This window comes from Phenylobacterium sp. LjRoot225, from assembly GCF_964252855.1.
GTDB lineage: Bacteria > Pseudomonadota > Alphaproteobacteria > Caulobacterales > Caulobacteraceae > Phenylobacterium.
Genome location: NZ_CAXUPL020000001.1, coordinates 1,827,996 through 1,842,362 on the forward strand (window position 1 = coordinate 1,827,996; position 14,367 = coordinate 1,842,362).

A 14,367-nucleotide genomic window follows, 5' to 3' on the forward strand; every position below is an offset into this window, starting at 1 on the left:
CAGTTCGCCGCTCGCGGCTAAGTTGGTCGTTTAATTGTCCGGGTAGAATTATCGGCCGGTGAAGGCGCCGCCGGTCGTCGCCAGGCGCTCGAGCAGCGGTGAAATGGCGATCGCATCGCCTGACGCCTGCTTCGCCTTCAGATGCGCGAGGATCTTCGGCAAGCCGACCGTGTCGCCCCAGAACATCGGGCCGCCGGTGAAGGTCGGCCAGGCATAGCCCGCGACCAGCGCCATATCGATGTCGGACGCCCGCAAGGCGACGCCCTCCTCCAGCAGCTTCGCGCCCTCGTTGACGACCGGATAGAGAAGCTCGGCGATGATCTCGTCATCCGCATAGCACCGCGGCTGCACACCCTGGCGAGTGCGGAATTCCCGGATGATCTCGTCGGCGACGGGGGACGGCGACGGGCGCCGCTGATCGTCGTAGTCGTAATATCCGCCGTTCTGCTTCTGGCCCCACCGCCCGCGCTCACAGAGGACTTCCTGGACGGTGCGGCCCGCGCTGGTCTCGCGATCCCAACCGACCACATCCAGCCCGACCAGGTCGAGCATGGCGAAGACGCCCATCGGAAAGCCGAAGCCGGTCAGGGCCTTGTCGACGTATCGTGGCATCGGCCCCCGCAGGATGAGCCGGTCGGCGGCCTCGCCGCGACGGGCCATCAGGCGGTTGGCGATGAAGCCGTCGCAGACGCCGGAGAGCACCGCGACCTTCTTCAGTCGGCGGCCCAGGCCCATGGCGGTCGCCAGCACCGCATCGGAGGTCTGCTCGCCGCGCACGACCTCCAGCAGCCGCATCACATTGGCCGGCGCGAAGAAATGCAGCCCGACGACGTCCTGCGGCCGGGACGTGGCCGCGGCGATGGCGTTCAGGTCGAGGAATGAGGTGTTGCTGGCCAGGATCGCGCCCGGCTTGGCCGCATGGTCGAGGTCGGCGAAGACAGCCTTCTTCAGCTCGAGCTGCTCGAAGACGGCTTCGACGACTAGGTCGGCGTCGGCGACAGCCGACAGCTCGGCGCTTGTCGTCAGGCGGGCGAGTTGCGCTTCGCCGACTTCCGAGGTGATCCGTCCCTTCGCAGCCGCCGCGCGCAGCGTGCTGGATATGGCTGCCCCCGCCCGCTCCAGCGCCTCGGGACTGCGATCGACCAGGGTGACCGGCAGGCCCGCGTTCAGGAAGGTGGTGGCGATGCCGCTCCCCATGGTGCCCGCGCCGATCACGGCGACGGATTTGACCGGCAGGGCCTGGGCCTCCCTGGCCAGGCCGGGGATCTTCGCAGCCGCACGTTCGGCGAAAAAGAGGTGGCGCTGGGCCGCGGATTCCCGGCTCGCCATCAGTTCGTCGAAGAGCTCCGCCTCCCGGGCGATGCCCTGGTCGAACGGCAGGCCCGCCGCCGCCTCGACGGCCTTGACGATGTTCAGAGGCGCCTTGAATCCCTTGAACAGGCGCGCATTCCGGGCGGTGAACTCGGCGACGACCGACGCCGCCTCAAGGCCTGACAGATCGGTCGCCAAATCGCGCGTCCGCCGCAGCGGCGCATCGGTATCCGCCAGCCGCCGCGCGTAGCGAACCGCATCCTCACGGAGGTCCGCCTCCGTCGCCAGCACGTCGACCAAACCCTTGGCCTGCGCGATGAGCGCAGACATCGGCTGCCCCAGGACCATGATCTCCAGCGCATCCGCCACGCCGACGAGTCGCGGGGCGCGCTGCGTGCCCCCGCCCCCGGGCAGCAGGCCAAGAGCGACCTCCGGCAAGCCGAGCTGCGCCGTCACGGCGGCGATGCGATAGTGGCAGGCGAGCGCCAGCTCGAGGCCGCCGCCGAGCGCCGTGCCGTGGATCGCCGCGACCACGGGCTTTTCCGCGGCGTCGATGCTGGCGAACAGCTCGACCAGGTGTGGCGGCGCCAGCGGCTTGTCGAACTCACTGATGTCGGCGCCGGCGCAGAAGGTGCGGCCAGCGCAGGCGATGACGACCGCCCTCACCGCGGCGTCAGCCAGGGCGGCGCGCAGGCCGTCCTGCAGGCCACGTCGCACCGCAGCCCCCAGGGCGTTGACGGGCGGCGAGTCGATGGCCAGCACAGCGACACCGTCGACCGTGTGCAGCTGTGTCACCTCGTTGATCTGCGTCATTCGAGATCTCCCCCGTTTTCCGATCGGCCGCCCTATCGGCCCATGAACTGGGCCGGACGCTTTTCCACGAACGCCGCGATCCCTTCCACCGCGTCCTGGGTGGCGCAGGCGAGGCTCTGGTTCTGGCGCTCGAGCCTCAGCACCTCCTCCCAGCCGCTGTCCAAGGCGCGCCAGGCGGCCTCGCGGATCAGGGCGTAGCTGCGGGTCGGGCCGGCCGCGAGACGCGCGGCCAGCTCCATGGCCACGGAGTCCAGCTGGTTGTCGGGAACGACACGATTGATCAGGCCCCACTGCACCGCCTGGGCCGCCAGCGTCTTCTCCGCCAGCAGCATCATCTCCATGGCCCGGACACGCGTGGTGCCGCGCGTCAGCAGGTGGGTGGACCCGCCGTCGGGGACCAGGCCCACCCGGGCGAAGGCCTGCACGAAATAGGCGGTGTCGCTGGCCACGATCAGGTCGCCGGCGAGCGCCAAGGCGCAGCCTGCGCCCACGGCAGGACCGCGAACGGCGGAGATCCACGGGATCGGCAAGGCGCGGAGCCTACGCATCACCGGATTGAGGTGGGTCTCCAGCTCGCGCCCAAAGTCCGGGGCGCCTCCGCCGGCGTCCAATACGCCCTTGAGCCCCGCGCCCGAACAAAACCCTCGGCCCGCGCCGGTGAGCATCATGGCGCGGGCGCGCCCGGCGGCCTCCATGATCGCTTCGTCGAGGTCCTCCAGCAGCGGCAGGCTTATGGCGTTGAGGCTCTCCGGGTCGTTGAGCGTCACGATCGCGACGTCGCCCCGCAACTCCAGCAAGACCTTCCGGCTCGCCATGCCAGGCTCCTTCGCAATGACCCCCATCGGATCGGCGTCACTGAGCGTGACCAGCGCCGCATGCACTTCAAATGCTTGATCAATGACCGGCGGCGTACTCGCCTTTTGGCTAGGTTGACGGAAAGCCGGGCGGGGTGATCGTCACGACCATGCGTCGAGCGATCCGCCCATGACCCTGACTGCTGACGCCGCCCGCCCGCTCGAAGGCGTGGTTGTCCTTGATATGGTCGAGGGGCCGCTCGCGCCGCTCTGCCGGCTCTACGCCGACCTGGGCGCGGAGGTGGTGCGGATCCGGCATGCGGACAGCGCCGGCGACGCCGCTCCCCGCGCCGGCCTCGCCCAACAGATCGGCGACCTCGGAAAGCGGGTCCTGCGCCTGGATCCGACGCAACCGGCGGACGCCCAGGCGTTCGACGCCCTGTTGCGGCGCGCGCACATGATCGTCCTCAGCGGAGAGGATCCCGGTTTCGCCCGAGGACTCGATGCCGCCGCCCTCCAACGGCTGGAGCTCGTGGTGATGGACGTCAGCATGTTCGGGCGGGACAATTCCTATTCGCGGTGGCAGGCCACGGACGCGGTGCTGCACGCCCTTTCCGGCATGCTCTGTCGCTCGGGCGTCCGGGGACGCGAGCCCCTCCTGCCGCCCGCCGAACTCGCGATCAGCTGCGCCTTGGCCCAGGCGGCCTTCGCCGGCCTGGTCGCGGTCTATCGCGCGCTGGTCACCGGACACGGCGACCGGCTCGACGTCTCGGCCCTGGACGGCGCCGTCCAGGCGCTGGACCCAGGCTTCGGCATGAACGGCACAGCCACCATGGGTCGCCCCGCAAAGCTGTTGTCGCCGGAGCGGCCGGCGAAGGGCTTTCGCTATCCGATCTTCCCCTGCGCCGACGGCCACGTGCGGATCTGCCTGCTCGCGCCGCGCCAGTGGCAGGGCATGTTCCGCTGGCTGGGCGAGCCGGCGCAATTTGCCGGGCCGCAGTTCAACAGCATGGTGGTCCGCCATCGTGCGCCCGAACTCACCGCAGCCATCGCAGCGCTGTTCGCCAACAGCAGCCGCTCGGATCTGGAACGCCAGGGGCAGGCGTTCGGCGTGCCGATCGCGGCCCTGCGCACACTCGACGAATGCCTGACCGCCGACCATCTCGCCGAGCGGGCAGCCTTCGTCCACATGCCTCTGGGCGACGGTCGGCAGGCGCCGGTTCCGAACGGAATCGTCGAGATCGACGGGGTGCGTATGGGGCCGCGCGCGCAGCCCGCTCCGGCCGCGGCGGAGAGGCTGGAGCCGAGCGCCGCCCTCGCGGCCGAAGCCCTGCCGTTGGCCGGGCTGAAGGTCCTCGATCTAGGCGTGATCGTCGTCGGCGCCGAACAGGGCCGCCTGCTTGCGGACCTGGGCGCCGACGTCGTGAAGCTGGAATGTTCGGACTTTCCCGACGGCGCGCGGCAATCCTATCTGCCCACCGGCCTTTCGGTCAGCTTCGGCGCCGGACACCGCAACAAGCGCAGTCTCGGGCTCAACCTGCGCGACCCCGAGGGCAAGGCGATCTTCCGCCGGCTCGCGGCGCAGGCCGACGTGGTGCTCTCCAACTTCAAGCCCGGCACGCTGGAGTCCCTGGGGATCAGCCATGAGGAGCTGGCCGCGCTCAACCCGGCGATCATCAGCCTGGAAAGCAGCGCCTTCGGCGCCCATGGCCCCTGGGCGTCGCGCATGGGCTACGGACCGCTGGTCCGCGCCGTGGCCGGGGTGAGCGAGGCTTGGCGCTACGCGGACGATGCGGAAAGCTACAGCGACTCGATCACCGTCTATCCCGATCACGTGGCGGCGCGGATTGGCGCGACCGCGGTGCTCGCCCTGCTCATCCGGCGGCTTCGGACCGGCCGCGGCGGCGCAGCCAAGATCGCCCAGCTCGAGGTGATGCTCGACCACTTTGCGACGGACATCGCCGCCCGCGCCCTGGGCGAGCCCAGCCTCGCCGCCTCTCCGGACGCGCCCTGGGGCGTCTACCGCGCGGCGGGCGAGGACGAATGGTGCGTCGTCACCGTGCGCGATGACGGCGACTGGCGCCGCCTGGCGCCCATCCTCGGCTGCGACGACGCGGCCTTGCAGACGCGGGAGGGACGGCTGGCGGCGCGGTCCAGGGTGGACGAGCTCCTTTCCGACTGGCTGTCGTCGCGGTCTTCGCAAGACGCGATGGAGCAGCTCCAGGCCGCGGGCGTGCCGGCGGGCCGGATGCTGCGCGTCGGCGACCTGCCGGAGTTCGGCTACTATCGGGAGCGCCGCCTGTTCCGGACTGAACAGCACCCGCACATGGATGAGGAGGTCGTCGCCGAGCGCTTCCTCGCCCGCTCGGGGGGGCTGGGCGAGCCGCCGACCCAGCCCGCGCCGGTGATGGGAGAGCACACCGCCGAAGTCGTGCGCGACTGGCTGGGGCTCGGCGCCGCCGAGATCGTCCGCCTGATCGCCGCCGGCGTGTTGGAGCCGACCCCGCCAGAGATCGCGCGCCTCATTGAAACCGGCGAAGGCAGAAGGGAGACCGCTCGTGGCTGAGGACGTGGCTAAGGACTCTGCGCCTGCGGTGCTGGTGGAGCAGCGCGGCCACGTGCTGATCGTCGCCATCAACCGCCCCGAGGCGCGCAACGCCGTCAACGAGGCGGTGCACGTCGGTCTGGGCCTGGCGCTGGAACGGGCCGAGCACGATGCCGAGGTGCGCGCCGTCGTCCTCACCGGCGCCGGCGATGAGGCCTTCTGCGCCGGCGGCGACTTGAAGGCCATGGCGCGCGGCGAACGGATCGCGCCCAGGGACAGGACCCAGGCGGCCTGGGGCTTCGCCGGCGTGGTGGCGCACCCGATTTCCAAGCCGATGATCGCTGCGGTCAACGGTTTCGCTCTGGGCGGCGGCACGGAACTGGCGCTCGCCTGCGATCTGGTGGTGGCGGCCGAGACGGCGATGTTCGGCCTTCCGGAGGTGAAGCGCGGCATCATCGCCGCGGCGGGCGGCGCGCACCGCCTGGTCCAGCAGCTTCCGCGGAAGCTGGCGATGGAATTCCTGCTCACGGGCGAGCGCTTCACCGCCCAACGCGCCCTGGAGCTGGGCTTCGTCAACCGGGTGGTCCCGCGCGACCAGGTGATGGCGGCCGCCCTGGCGCTGGCGGAGAAGATCGCGCTCAACGCCCCGCTCGCGGTCCAGGCGAGCAAGCGCATCGCCAATGGGATCGCCGATGGCGCCATCGAGACGGACCGGGCCGCCTGGGCCCTCAACGACGCCGAGGCGGCGGTCATCATCCGTTCGGAAGACGGACGCGAAGGCCCGCGGGCGTTCGCCGAGAAGCGCGCGCCCATCTGGAAGGCGCGGTAGGGCGAGGCGATGGCGATCGATCCCGAACGCGTTCCCGTGATCGTCGGCGTAGGGCAGGTCAACGACCGCCCTGCCGATCCCGAGGCGGGGCTGGACTCCCTGGGCCTGATGGCCTCGGCGCTGCACAAGGCCGAGGCCGACATGGGCGCGCCCGTGCTGCGCGAGCTCGACATGCTCGCCATCGTCGACCAGATCAGCTTTCGCGAGCTCGGGAACCTGTGCGAGCCGCTTGCGGCGGTCATCGGCGCCCGTCCGAAGATCGCCTACCAGTCGCCCGCGCCGCACGGCGACACCCCGATCCGCTTCCTGAACGAGGCGGCCAACCGGATCGGCGCCGGCGAAGCGAAGCTGGCGGCCGTGGTCGGAGGCGAAGCCTTGCGCACGGCGGCCGCGCAGGCGGCGGCGCGCAACGCGGGCGGCCGGGCGCCCGATCCCCTGCGGACACATCGAAAGCCGGGCTACGCCCAGAGCTACGGCCTGACCGCCCCCGTCGACGTCTATCCCCTGTACGAGAACGCCGGCCGCGCCGCCTATGGCCAGACTCTGACGCAGGCCCAGGCGGAGAGCGGCCAGATCTGGTCGCAGTTCTCGGAGATCGCCGCCGGGAACGAAGGCGCGTGGATCCGCAGGCCCGCGAGCGCGCTGGACATCCTCACCCCCTCCGAGCGCAACCGGCCGCTCGCCTTCCCCTACACAAAGCTGATGGTGGCCAACAGCGCGGTGAACCAGGGCGCAGCCTTCGTCGTGGCCAGCCTCGCCGAGGCGCGCCGCTTGGGCGTGCCCGAGGCCCGGCTCATCTATGTCGGCCTTGGCGCGGCCGCGAAGGAACAGGCCAACATTCTTCGGCGCGACCGGTATGACCGCAGCGCCAGCATGGACGTCTCACTGCGCAGAACGCTTGCGCTCAACGCGCTCGAGATCGGCGACATGGATTTTGTCGAGCTCTACAGCTGCTTCCCTTGCGTGCCGAAGATGGCGCGCCGCACTTTGGGCTGGCCGGTCGACAGGCCGGCCACGGTGTTCGGCGGCCTGACCTTCGGCGGCGGGCCGATCGCCAACTACATGAGCCACGCGGTCGTCTCGATGGTCCAAAGGCTGCGCCGCGAAGGCCGCTACGGCTTCCTGTTCGCCAATGGCGGTTTCGCCGAGGACAACCACAGCATCATCCTGGGCCGCCAACTGATCGCCGCCGCCAGCTTCCCGCAGGACTTCGACTATCAGGCCGAGGCCGATGCGGCGCGAGAGCCGATCCCGGAGCTCGACCGCGAGCACCTCGGCGAGGCCCGGATCGAGACCTACACGGTCTTCTACGATCGCGCGGGCGAGCCCTCGGGCGGCGTCGTGATCGCCCGGACGCCCGCCGGGGCGCGCGCGCTGGCTCACGTCGACGCGAGCGATCGGGCGATGCTGGCCTTTCTGACCGACGGGCGCGCCGAACCGGTTGGGAGCCGCGGTCGCATCGTCTCGAATGAGTCGCTGGGCCGCGTGTGGGCGCGCTGATCTCTACCCTGGAAGGAGGACGAGCTGTGGATTGGCGTTCCGACTATCGCATGACCATCGGCGGCGAGCTCGTCAGCGCCGCCGAGACGATCGAGGTGATCAATCCGGCGACGGGAGCCGCCTTCGCGACGGCGCCGCGCGCCGCGCGCGAGGATCTCGACCGGGCAGTGGCCGCCGCCGCCCTGGCCCAGAAATCCTGGCGCCGGACGCCGATCGCGGAACGTCGGGAACGGCTCCTGCTGGCCGGCGAGCTGTTGCGCGGCCACGTCGCCGAGGCCGGACGCCTGTTCACCCTCGAACAGGGCCGGCCCCTGCCCCTCGCGGAATACGAGATCGCCGGGGCCGCCGCCTGGCTGGAAGCGGTCGCCGCCAGGGAGCTGCCGGTCGAGGTGACCGAGGACAGCGATGTCCGCCGCATCGAGGTCCATCACGAACCGCTGGGAGTGGTCTGCGCGATCGTGCCGTGGAACTTCCCGGTCTCGTTGGCGATGTGGAAGGTCGCGCCGGCGCTGCTGGCGGGCAACACCATGGTGCTCAAACCCTCGCCCTTCACCCCGCTCTGCATGCTGAAGATCGCCGAGCTGTTGCGCGAGGTGCTGCCGCCCGGCGTGCTCAACGTGATCAGCGGCGGCGATGAGCTCGGGCCCTGGATGACCGCGCACGAGGGGTTCGCCAAGATCTCCTTCACCGGCTCCACGGCGACCGGCAAGCGGGTGATGGAAGCCGCCGCCAAGGATCTCAAGCGGGTGACCCTGGAGCTCGGCGGCAACGACGCCGCCATCGTCCTGGCCGACGTCGACGTGGAGAAGGTGGCCTCGCGAATCTTCCAGGGCGCCTTCTTCAACTCGGCCCAGCTGTGCGTAGCGACCAAGCGGCTGTACGTCCACGAGGCGGTCTACGACCGGCTCCGCGACGCCCTGGTCGCCCTGGCGGGATCGGCGCGGGTGGGGGACGGCCTGGAGCCCGGCGTCGGCTTCGGCCCGATCCAGAACCGGCCGCAATACGAGCGGGTCCTGAAGCTGATTGACGAGGCGCGGGCTGCGGGGCTGACCCTGCTGCAGGGTCCGGCCCCCTCGGGTCCCGGCTATTTCGTGCCCCTCACCATCGTCGACGACCCGCCGGAGACCGCGCGCGTGGTGACCGAGGAGGCTTTCGGGCCGATCCTGCCGATGATGCGCTTCAAGGACCTCGACGAGGTGATCGGGCGCGCCAACGACAGCGAATACGGCCTGGCCGGCGCGGTTTGGTCGAGCGACGTCGCCAGCGCAGTCGAGGTCGCCCACCAACTCGAGACCGGCACCGTCTGGATCAACGAGAACCTACACCTGCCGGCGCACACGCCGTTCGGCGGACACAAGCAATCCGGCTTCGGGGTGGAGAACGGCCTGAGCGGCCTGCTCGAATTCACCCGGCCGAAGTCGATCTACATTTCCAAGCCGAGGCCCGCTCCGGCGCGCTCGGCCTGAGCCCAGGCGAGCGCCATGAGTTCAGGCAGGACCGCGACCCGCTGCCGGGCCTCGGCGGACGCCGCGGTGCCGCGGATCACCCGACCCTTGATGCCGTGGAAGATGGCGGCGAGCCGGAAGAAGTTGAAGGCGACGTAGAAGTCGTACCCGGGCATGCCCGCGAGGCCTCGGCGGCGACAATATTCCGCCAGGTAGTCGGCCTCGGAGGGAATGCCCAGCGCTCCGAGATCGGCGCCGGCGAGGCCGGCGACGATGTGCGGGGGCATCCGGTACATCATGGCGTGATAGGCGAAGTCGGCGCCCGGGTGGCCCAGCGTCGAGAGCTCCCAATCGAGCACCGCCAAGACGCGGGGCTCGGTCGGATGAAAGATCATGTTGTCGCAACGAAAATCGCCGTGGACGATGCTGGTCTCGTCGCCTTCGGGCAGGTTGGCCGGCAGCCATTCGATCAGCCGGTCCATGTTGGGGTCGCGCCCGGCTTCCGCATCGTCGAGATACTGCTTCGACCAGCGCGCGATCTGGCGTGCGAAATAGTTGCCCGGCCGGCCATAGTCGCCGAGGCCCACGGCGGCGTAGTCGAGGCTGTGGAGCTGCGCGATGGTCGCGTTCATCGCATCGAAATAGGCGGCGCGCTCGGCCCGCGGGACCTGCGGCAGGGTCGCGTCCCAGAAGATCCGCCCTTCGACCATCTCCATCACATAGAACCAGGTCCCGATCACCGCATCGTCGGTGCAGAGCCCATGCACCCGGGCGACCGGGAAACCCGCCTGCCCCAGCGCGCTGACGACCTTGGCCTCGCGCTCGACCGCATGCGCCCCCTTCAGCAGCTGGCCGGGCGGCTTGCGACGCAGGACATAGCTCCGGCCCGGTGTGACCAGCTTGTAGGTCGGGTTGGACTGGCCGCCCTGGAACTGCTCGACCCGCATCGGTCCTGAGTAGTCCGGCACGTTCTCGTGCATCCAGGCCTCGATCGCGCCGACATCGAAGCCGTAGCCCTCGCGCACCGCCGTCGTGCCGCTGTCGCTGGTCATTGGGCGGCCTGCCAGTCCCGCTTGATCTTCTTGGCCAGCGACCATTTGTGGACCTCCGTCGGGCCGTCATAGATCCGGAAGGCGCGGATCTCCCGGAAGGCCTGTTCGACGATCGTGTCCCCGGACACCCCCGCGCCGCCCATCACCTGCACGCAGCGGTCGGCGACCCGGAACAGGGCGTCGGAGACCGCGACCTTGGCCATCGAGCTTTCCGCCGTACCCAGCGACCCGGTGTCGAGCACTCCGGCGCACCAGTCGATCGTCAGCTCGGCCTGTTTGAGGTCGATGAGGTTGTCAGCCAGCATGAAGCCGACCCCCTCATGATCGATCAGCGGCTTGCCGAAGGCGTGGCGGCGGCAGGCATAGTCGGCGGCGATCTCGTTGGCGCGGGTCGCCAGCCCGTGCCAACGCATGCAGTGCGACAGGCGCGCCGGCGACAGGCGCACCTGGGCGTATTTGAACCCCTCGCCGGAGGCGCCGAGCATCTGGTCTGCCGGCACGCGCAGGTCGGTGATCTCCACCACGGCATGGCCGCCCGGCATCGAGCTGTCGATGGTGTCGAGCACACGGGTGATGCGGATGGCCGGGTCCGGCAGCTCGACCAGGAACATGCAGGCGCCGTCCTCGGACTTCGCCATGACGATCCCCACCCTCGCCCCCTGGGCGCCGGTGATGAATTTCTTGCGTCCGTTGATCACCCAGTGCTCGCCATCGAGACGGCAGGTGGTCTGCATCATCGAGGGATCGGAACCGGCCCCGCCATCCTCAGCGGGCTCCGTCATGAAGAAAGCGGACCGCGCCTCGCCCGCCACTAGCGGCGCCAGGAAACGCGCCTTCTGCGCCGGCGTCGCGACCTTGCCGAGCAGGTACATGTTGCCCTCGTCGGGCGCCATGGTGTTGCAGGCGATCGGCCCCAGCGGCGACAGGCCGCTCCGTTGCAACACGATCGCCGTCTCGCGTTGGCTCAGGTGACTACCGTCGTCCAGGATGTGCGGGGTGAGCACGCCCGCGGCGCGCGCCTTCGCGCGCAGCTCCGCCACAAGGGTTTCGTCCGGCCCATGCGGACCAAGCCGCGCGTCCTTCTCATAGGCCGCGACCGTGCCGCGAACGAACGCCTCGACCCTGGCGGCGATGGCGCCGGCCTCTGCGGTGACGCCAGCTTCGGGCTTATCCGCCTCTGTCATTTGGGAGTCCCGCCAATCATCGGTTGGATCGGAGATGGCGCCGGCCGCCTCCTGCCGCGCCTAACGCCGCCTCAGGCGGGCAGGCTGCATGGCTCCGAGTTTGCGAGGGCCCGCCGGACGGAACAACTAACCAAGTGAATAGGTCGCTAGCGCCGCTCCAAGGGACATAGTCGGATTCTTTGAGGCGTCGCCGGGACTGCGGAGTTTGAGACGATGAACGATCTATCCGGTCAAGTCGCGCTGGTGACGGGCGCCTCGAGCGGCTTGGGCGCCCACTTCGCGAGACTGCTCGCCAACAATGGCGCAGCGGTCGGCCTGGCCGCACGGCGGCTGGAGCGGGTCGAAGCGCTGGCCGCCGAGATCCGCGAGGTCGGCGGGCGCGCGGTGGGGCTAGCGCTCGATATCACGCAGCCGGGAACCTTTGCGGCGGCGTTCGACCGGATCGAGGCCGAGCTGGGGCCGATCAACATCCTGGTCAACAATGCGGGCGTCTCAGGCGAGGGCCACGTCCTGGACCTGTCGGTGGAGACCTGGGATGAGACCTTCGACGTGAACGTGCGCGGGACCTTCTTCGCCGCGCAGGAAGCGGCCCGCCGGATGATCGCCTCGGGGGTCGCTGAGCGCGAGCAGGCCCGTATCATCAACATCGCCTCGATCCTGAGCCATACGGTCCTGCCGGGTCTTTCGGCCTACTGCGCCTCCAAGGCCGCGGTGGCGATGATGACGCGGGGTCTGGCGAAGGATCTCGCCAAACACGGCGTGGCGGTGAACGCCATCTGTCCCGGCTATATCGAGACCGACATCAACGCCGAATGGTTCCGCTCCGAGGGCGGCCGCAAGCAGATCAGCCGGTTCCCGCGACGCAGGTTGATGGACGCCTCCGACCTCGACGCTGCGCTGTTGATGCTGGCCGGTCCCTCAGGCGCCAAGATCACTGGAAGCCTGCTGACCCTCGACGACGGTCAGTCGATGTAGGCGGTCGCGCCTTCGTCACTGGTGGGCTCCCGACTGAAAGAAGGCGTTCAGGCAGGCCACATGAAAGACGCCGGCGGCGTCACGAGCGGTATGGACCTCGGCTATATCAGGCTGGTCATCTCCCACGCCGCCGCCGTGCACGGCCTCGAGGTCTCGCCCGAACCGGTCGATCTGGCGCGCATCGCCCTGAAGCGCCTCCGCCTGGTCGGCAAGGGCCGCGAGCGCGACCGGCGGACATTCAGGCGGCTCCCGGAGGGTCGAGATCGGCCCATCGCGGACCTTTCCCGCCACAGTCCATCATTCCGGTCCGCGCCCACGTCGCCGACCAGAGGAGCTCGTACGGACGCCAAAGACAGGCTTTTCACGACGGTCATGACTTCATTTGCCTCTGCCGACCTGAATGGCCCGCGCTAGGCTGGGCTCATGTCCTTGAAGATGCCGGAGCCGGATCGCGCTGTCCTGGCGCGCCGCGGGTCGATCGTCGCGGCGCTACGGGCGATCGTGCCGGGCGAGGGCGTGATCGACCACCTGGATGCGCTGCGGCCCTATGAGACCGACGGCCTCACGGCCTACCGCCAGCCGCCGATGGTGGTGGTGCTTCCCGAGACCACGGCGCAGGTTTCGGCCGTGCTGCGCTGGTGCCATCAGAACGGCGTGAAGGTGGTCCCGCGCGGCGCGGGCACCTCGCTGTCGGGCGGCGCTCTGCCGCTCGCCGACGCGGTGCTGCTGGGCATGGCCAAGTTCAACCGAGTGCTGGAGATCGACTACGCGAACCGAATCGCGATCGTTCAGCCGGGAGTCGCCAACCTGGCGGTGACCCGCGCGGTCGAGGACGCCGGCTTCTATTATGCACCGGATCCGTCCAGCCAGATCGCCTGCTCGATCGGCGGCAACGTCGCGGAGAACTCCGGCGGGGTCCACTGCCTGAAGTACGGCCTGACCAGCAACAACGTCCTGGGCGCGGAAATCGTGCTGATGGATGGCGAGGTCATCCGCCTTGGCGGTCGCCAGCTCGACCCGGCGGGCCTCGACCTTATGGGCGTTATCGTAGGCTCCGAGGGGCTTCTCGCGGTCGTGACGGAAGTGACGGTCCGCATCCTCCCAAAACCCGAGACGGCGCGCGCCATCCTGCTCGGCTTTCCGACAGTGGAGGGCGCAGGCCAGTGCGTGGCCGACGTCATTGCGGCGGGCGTGATCCCGGCGGGCATGGAGATGATGGACCGTCCCGCCATCCACGCGGCCGAGGCCTTCGTGCGCGCGGGCTACCCGCTCGACGTCGAGGCGCTTCTGATCGTGGAGTTGGACGGACCCGAGGCGGAATGCGCCGAGCTCATCGTCGAGGTCGAACGGATCGCGCTCGCCAACGGCGCGGTCTCCAGCCGCATCTCTCGCGACGAAGACGAGCGGCTGACGTTCTGGGCCGGGCGCAAGGCGGCTTTCCCCGCGGTCGGCAGGCTCGCGCCCGACTATTACTGCATGGACGGCACGATCCCGCGTCGCCGGCTGCCCGACGTGCTCGACCGCATGCGGGCCCTCTCGGAGGTCCACGGCCTGGCGGTTGCGAACGTGTTCCACGCAGGCGACGGCAACCTTCATCCGCTCATCCTCTACGACGCCAACCAGCCGGGCGAACTCGAACGCGCCGAGGCCTTCGGCGCCGACATCCTGCGTCTCTGCGTTGAGGTGGGCGGCGTGCTCACAGGCGAGCACGGGGTCGGCGTCGAGAAGCGCGACCTGATGCCGGAGATGTTCTCGGCCGTGGATCTGGCGCACCAGCAGCGGGTGAAGTGCGCCTTTGACCCGCAGCTCCTGCTCAATCCCGGGAAGGTCTTCCCGACCTTGCATCGCTGCGCCGAACTCGGCCGCGTGCATGTCCATCGCGGGCAGGCGCGGTTTCCCGAGCTTCCCAGGTTCTGATC

The 14,367-nt window shown here is 69.7% G+C and carries 11 protein-coding genes; 7 read left to right on the plus strand and 4 right to left on the minus strand.

What is annotated here, in order from left to right; translation table 11 throughout:
• Positions 1 to 48 precede the first annotated feature (48 nt).
• A complete protein-coding gene (locus tag ACSQ2B_RS08605) occupies positions 49 to 2,124 on the minus strand; it encodes a 3-hydroxyacyl-CoA dehydrogenase NAD-binding domain-containing protein (RefSeq protein WP_436048995.1) in 2,076 nt (691 codons plus the stop codon).
• Between the two features lie 32 nt (positions 2,125 to 2,156).
• Positions 2,157 to 2,939, minus strand: coding sequence for an enoyl-CoA hydratase-related protein (locus tag ACSQ2B_RS08610; protein WP_436048997.1), 783 nt, complete (start codon positions 2,937 to 2,939; stop codon positions 2,157 to 2,159).
• Between the two features lie 169 nt (positions 2,940 to 3,108).
• On the opposite strand from ACSQ2B_RS08610, the gene ACSQ2B_RS08615 reads away from it, so the two are divergent.
• The 4 genes from ACSQ2B_RS08615 to ACSQ2B_RS08630 are packed head-to-tail and all read left to right on the plus strand — an operon-like array spanning position 3,109 to position 9,258.
• Complete coding sequence (locus tag ACSQ2B_RS08615) at positions 3,109 to 5,484, plus strand: CoA transferase (RefSeq protein ID WP_436048999.1); 2,376 nt, start codon at positions 3,109 to 3,111, stop codon at positions 5,482 to 5,484.
• A complete protein-coding gene (locus ACSQ2B_RS08620) occupies positions 5,477 to 6,292 on the plus strand; it encodes a crotonase/enoyl-CoA hydratase family protein (RefSeq protein WP_436049000.1) in 816 nt (271 codons plus the stop codon). Before ACSQ2B_RS08615 ends, ACSQ2B_RS08620 begins: the two co-directional genes overlap by 8 nt.
• Before the next feature lie 9 nt (positions 6,293 to 6,301).
• Positions 6,302 to 7,792, plus strand: coding sequence for an acetyl-CoA acetyltransferase (locus ACSQ2B_RS08625; RefSeq protein WP_436049002.1), 1,491 nt, complete (start codon positions 6,302 to 6,304; stop codon positions 7,790 to 7,792).
• Between the two features lie 26 nt (positions 7,793 to 7,818).
• Complete coding sequence (locus tag ACSQ2B_RS08630) at positions 7,819 to 9,258, plus strand: aldehyde dehydrogenase family protein (RefSeq protein WP_436049004.1); 1,440 nt, start codon at positions 7,819 to 7,821, stop codon at positions 9,256 to 9,258.
• Here the strand turns inward: ACSQ2B_RS08630 and ACSQ2B_RS08635 are convergent.
• Complete coding sequence (locus tag ACSQ2B_RS08635) at positions 9,216 to 10,289, minus strand: phosphotransferase (RefSeq protein ID WP_436049006.1); 1,074 nt, start codon at positions 10,287 to 10,289, stop codon at positions 9,216 to 9,218. The genes ACSQ2B_RS08630 and ACSQ2B_RS08635 overlap by 43 nt on opposite strands.
• Positions 10,286 to 11,473, minus strand: coding sequence for an acyl-CoA dehydrogenase family protein (locus ACSQ2B_RS08640; protein ID WP_436049008.1), 1,188 nt, complete (start codon positions 11,471 to 11,473; stop codon positions 10,286 to 10,288). Before ACSQ2B_RS08640 ends, ACSQ2B_RS08635 begins: the two co-directional genes overlap by 4 nt.
• A gap of 213 nt (positions 11,474 to 11,686) precedes the next feature.
• Between ACSQ2B_RS08640 and ACSQ2B_RS08645 the strand changes: the two genes are divergently transcribed.
• Genes ACSQ2B_RS08645 through ACSQ2B_RS08655 form a run of 3 tightly spaced genes read left to right on the plus strand, consistent with a single transcriptional unit; the run spans position 11,687 to position 14,365 of the window.
• Positions 11,687 to 12,448, plus strand: coding sequence for an SDR family NAD(P)-dependent oxidoreductase (locus tag ACSQ2B_RS08645; protein ID WP_436049010.1), 762 nt, complete (start codon positions 11,687 to 11,689; stop codon positions 12,446 to 12,448).
• A gap of 60 nt (positions 12,449 to 12,508) precedes the next feature.
• The gene (locus ACSQ2B_RS08650; RefSeq protein WP_436049011.1) at positions 12,509 to 12,862 is read left to right on the plus strand and encodes a hypothetical protein; all 354 of its coding nucleotides are present in this window, start codon (positions 12,509 to 12,511) and stop codon (positions 12,860 to 12,862) included.
• A gap of 9 nt (positions 12,863 to 12,871) precedes the next feature.
• On the plus strand, positions 12,872 to 14,365 hold the full coding sequence (locus ACSQ2B_RS08655) for an FAD-linked oxidase C-terminal domain-containing protein (RefSeq protein WP_436049013.1): 1,494 nt from the start codon (positions 12,872 to 12,874) through the stop codon (positions 14,363 to 14,365).
• Positions 14,366 to 14,367 lie beyond the last annotated feature (2 nt).

What these genes read in the sequence shown, in the direction of transcription:
- ACSQ2B_RS08605 (WP_436048995.1), bottom strand. Translation starts at nt 2,124, where the DNA reads ATGACGCAGATCAACGAGGTGACACAGCTGCACACGGTCGACGGTGTC.
- ACSQ2B_RS08610 (WP_436048997.1), bottom strand. Translation starts at nt 2,939, where the DNA reads ATGGCGAGCCGGAAGGTCTTGCTGGAGTTGCGGGGCGACGTCGCGATC.
- ACSQ2B_RS08615 (WP_436048999.1), top strand. Translation starts at nt 3,109, where the DNA reads ATGACCCTGACTGCTGACGCCGCCCGCCCGCTCGAAGGCGTGGTTGTC.
- ACSQ2B_RS08625 (WP_436049002.1), top strand. Translation starts at nt 6,302, where the DNA reads ATGGCGATCGATCCCGAACGCGTTCCCGTGATCGTCGGCGTAGGGCAG.
- ACSQ2B_RS08635 (WP_436049006.1), bottom strand. Translation starts at nt 10,289, where the DNA reads ATGACCAGCGACAGCGGCACGACGGCGGTGCGCGAGGGCTACGGCTTC.
- ACSQ2B_RS08640 (WP_436049008.1), bottom strand. Translation starts at nt 11,473, where the DNA reads ATGACAGAGGCGGATAAGCCCGAAGCTGGCGTCACCGCAGAGGCCGGC.
- ACSQ2B_RS08645 (WP_436049010.1), top strand. Translation starts at nt 11,687, where the DNA reads ATGAACGATCTATCCGGTCAAGTCGCGCTGGTGACGGGCGCCTCGAGC.
- ACSQ2B_RS08650 (WP_436049011.1), top strand. Translation starts at nt 12,509, where the DNA reads ATGAAAGACGCCGGCGGCGTCACGAGCGGTATGGACCTCGGCTATATC.
- ACSQ2B_RS08655 (WP_436049013.1), top strand. Translation starts at nt 12,872, where the DNA reads ATGTCCTTGAAGATGCCGGAGCCGGATCGCGCTGTCCTGGCGCGCCGC.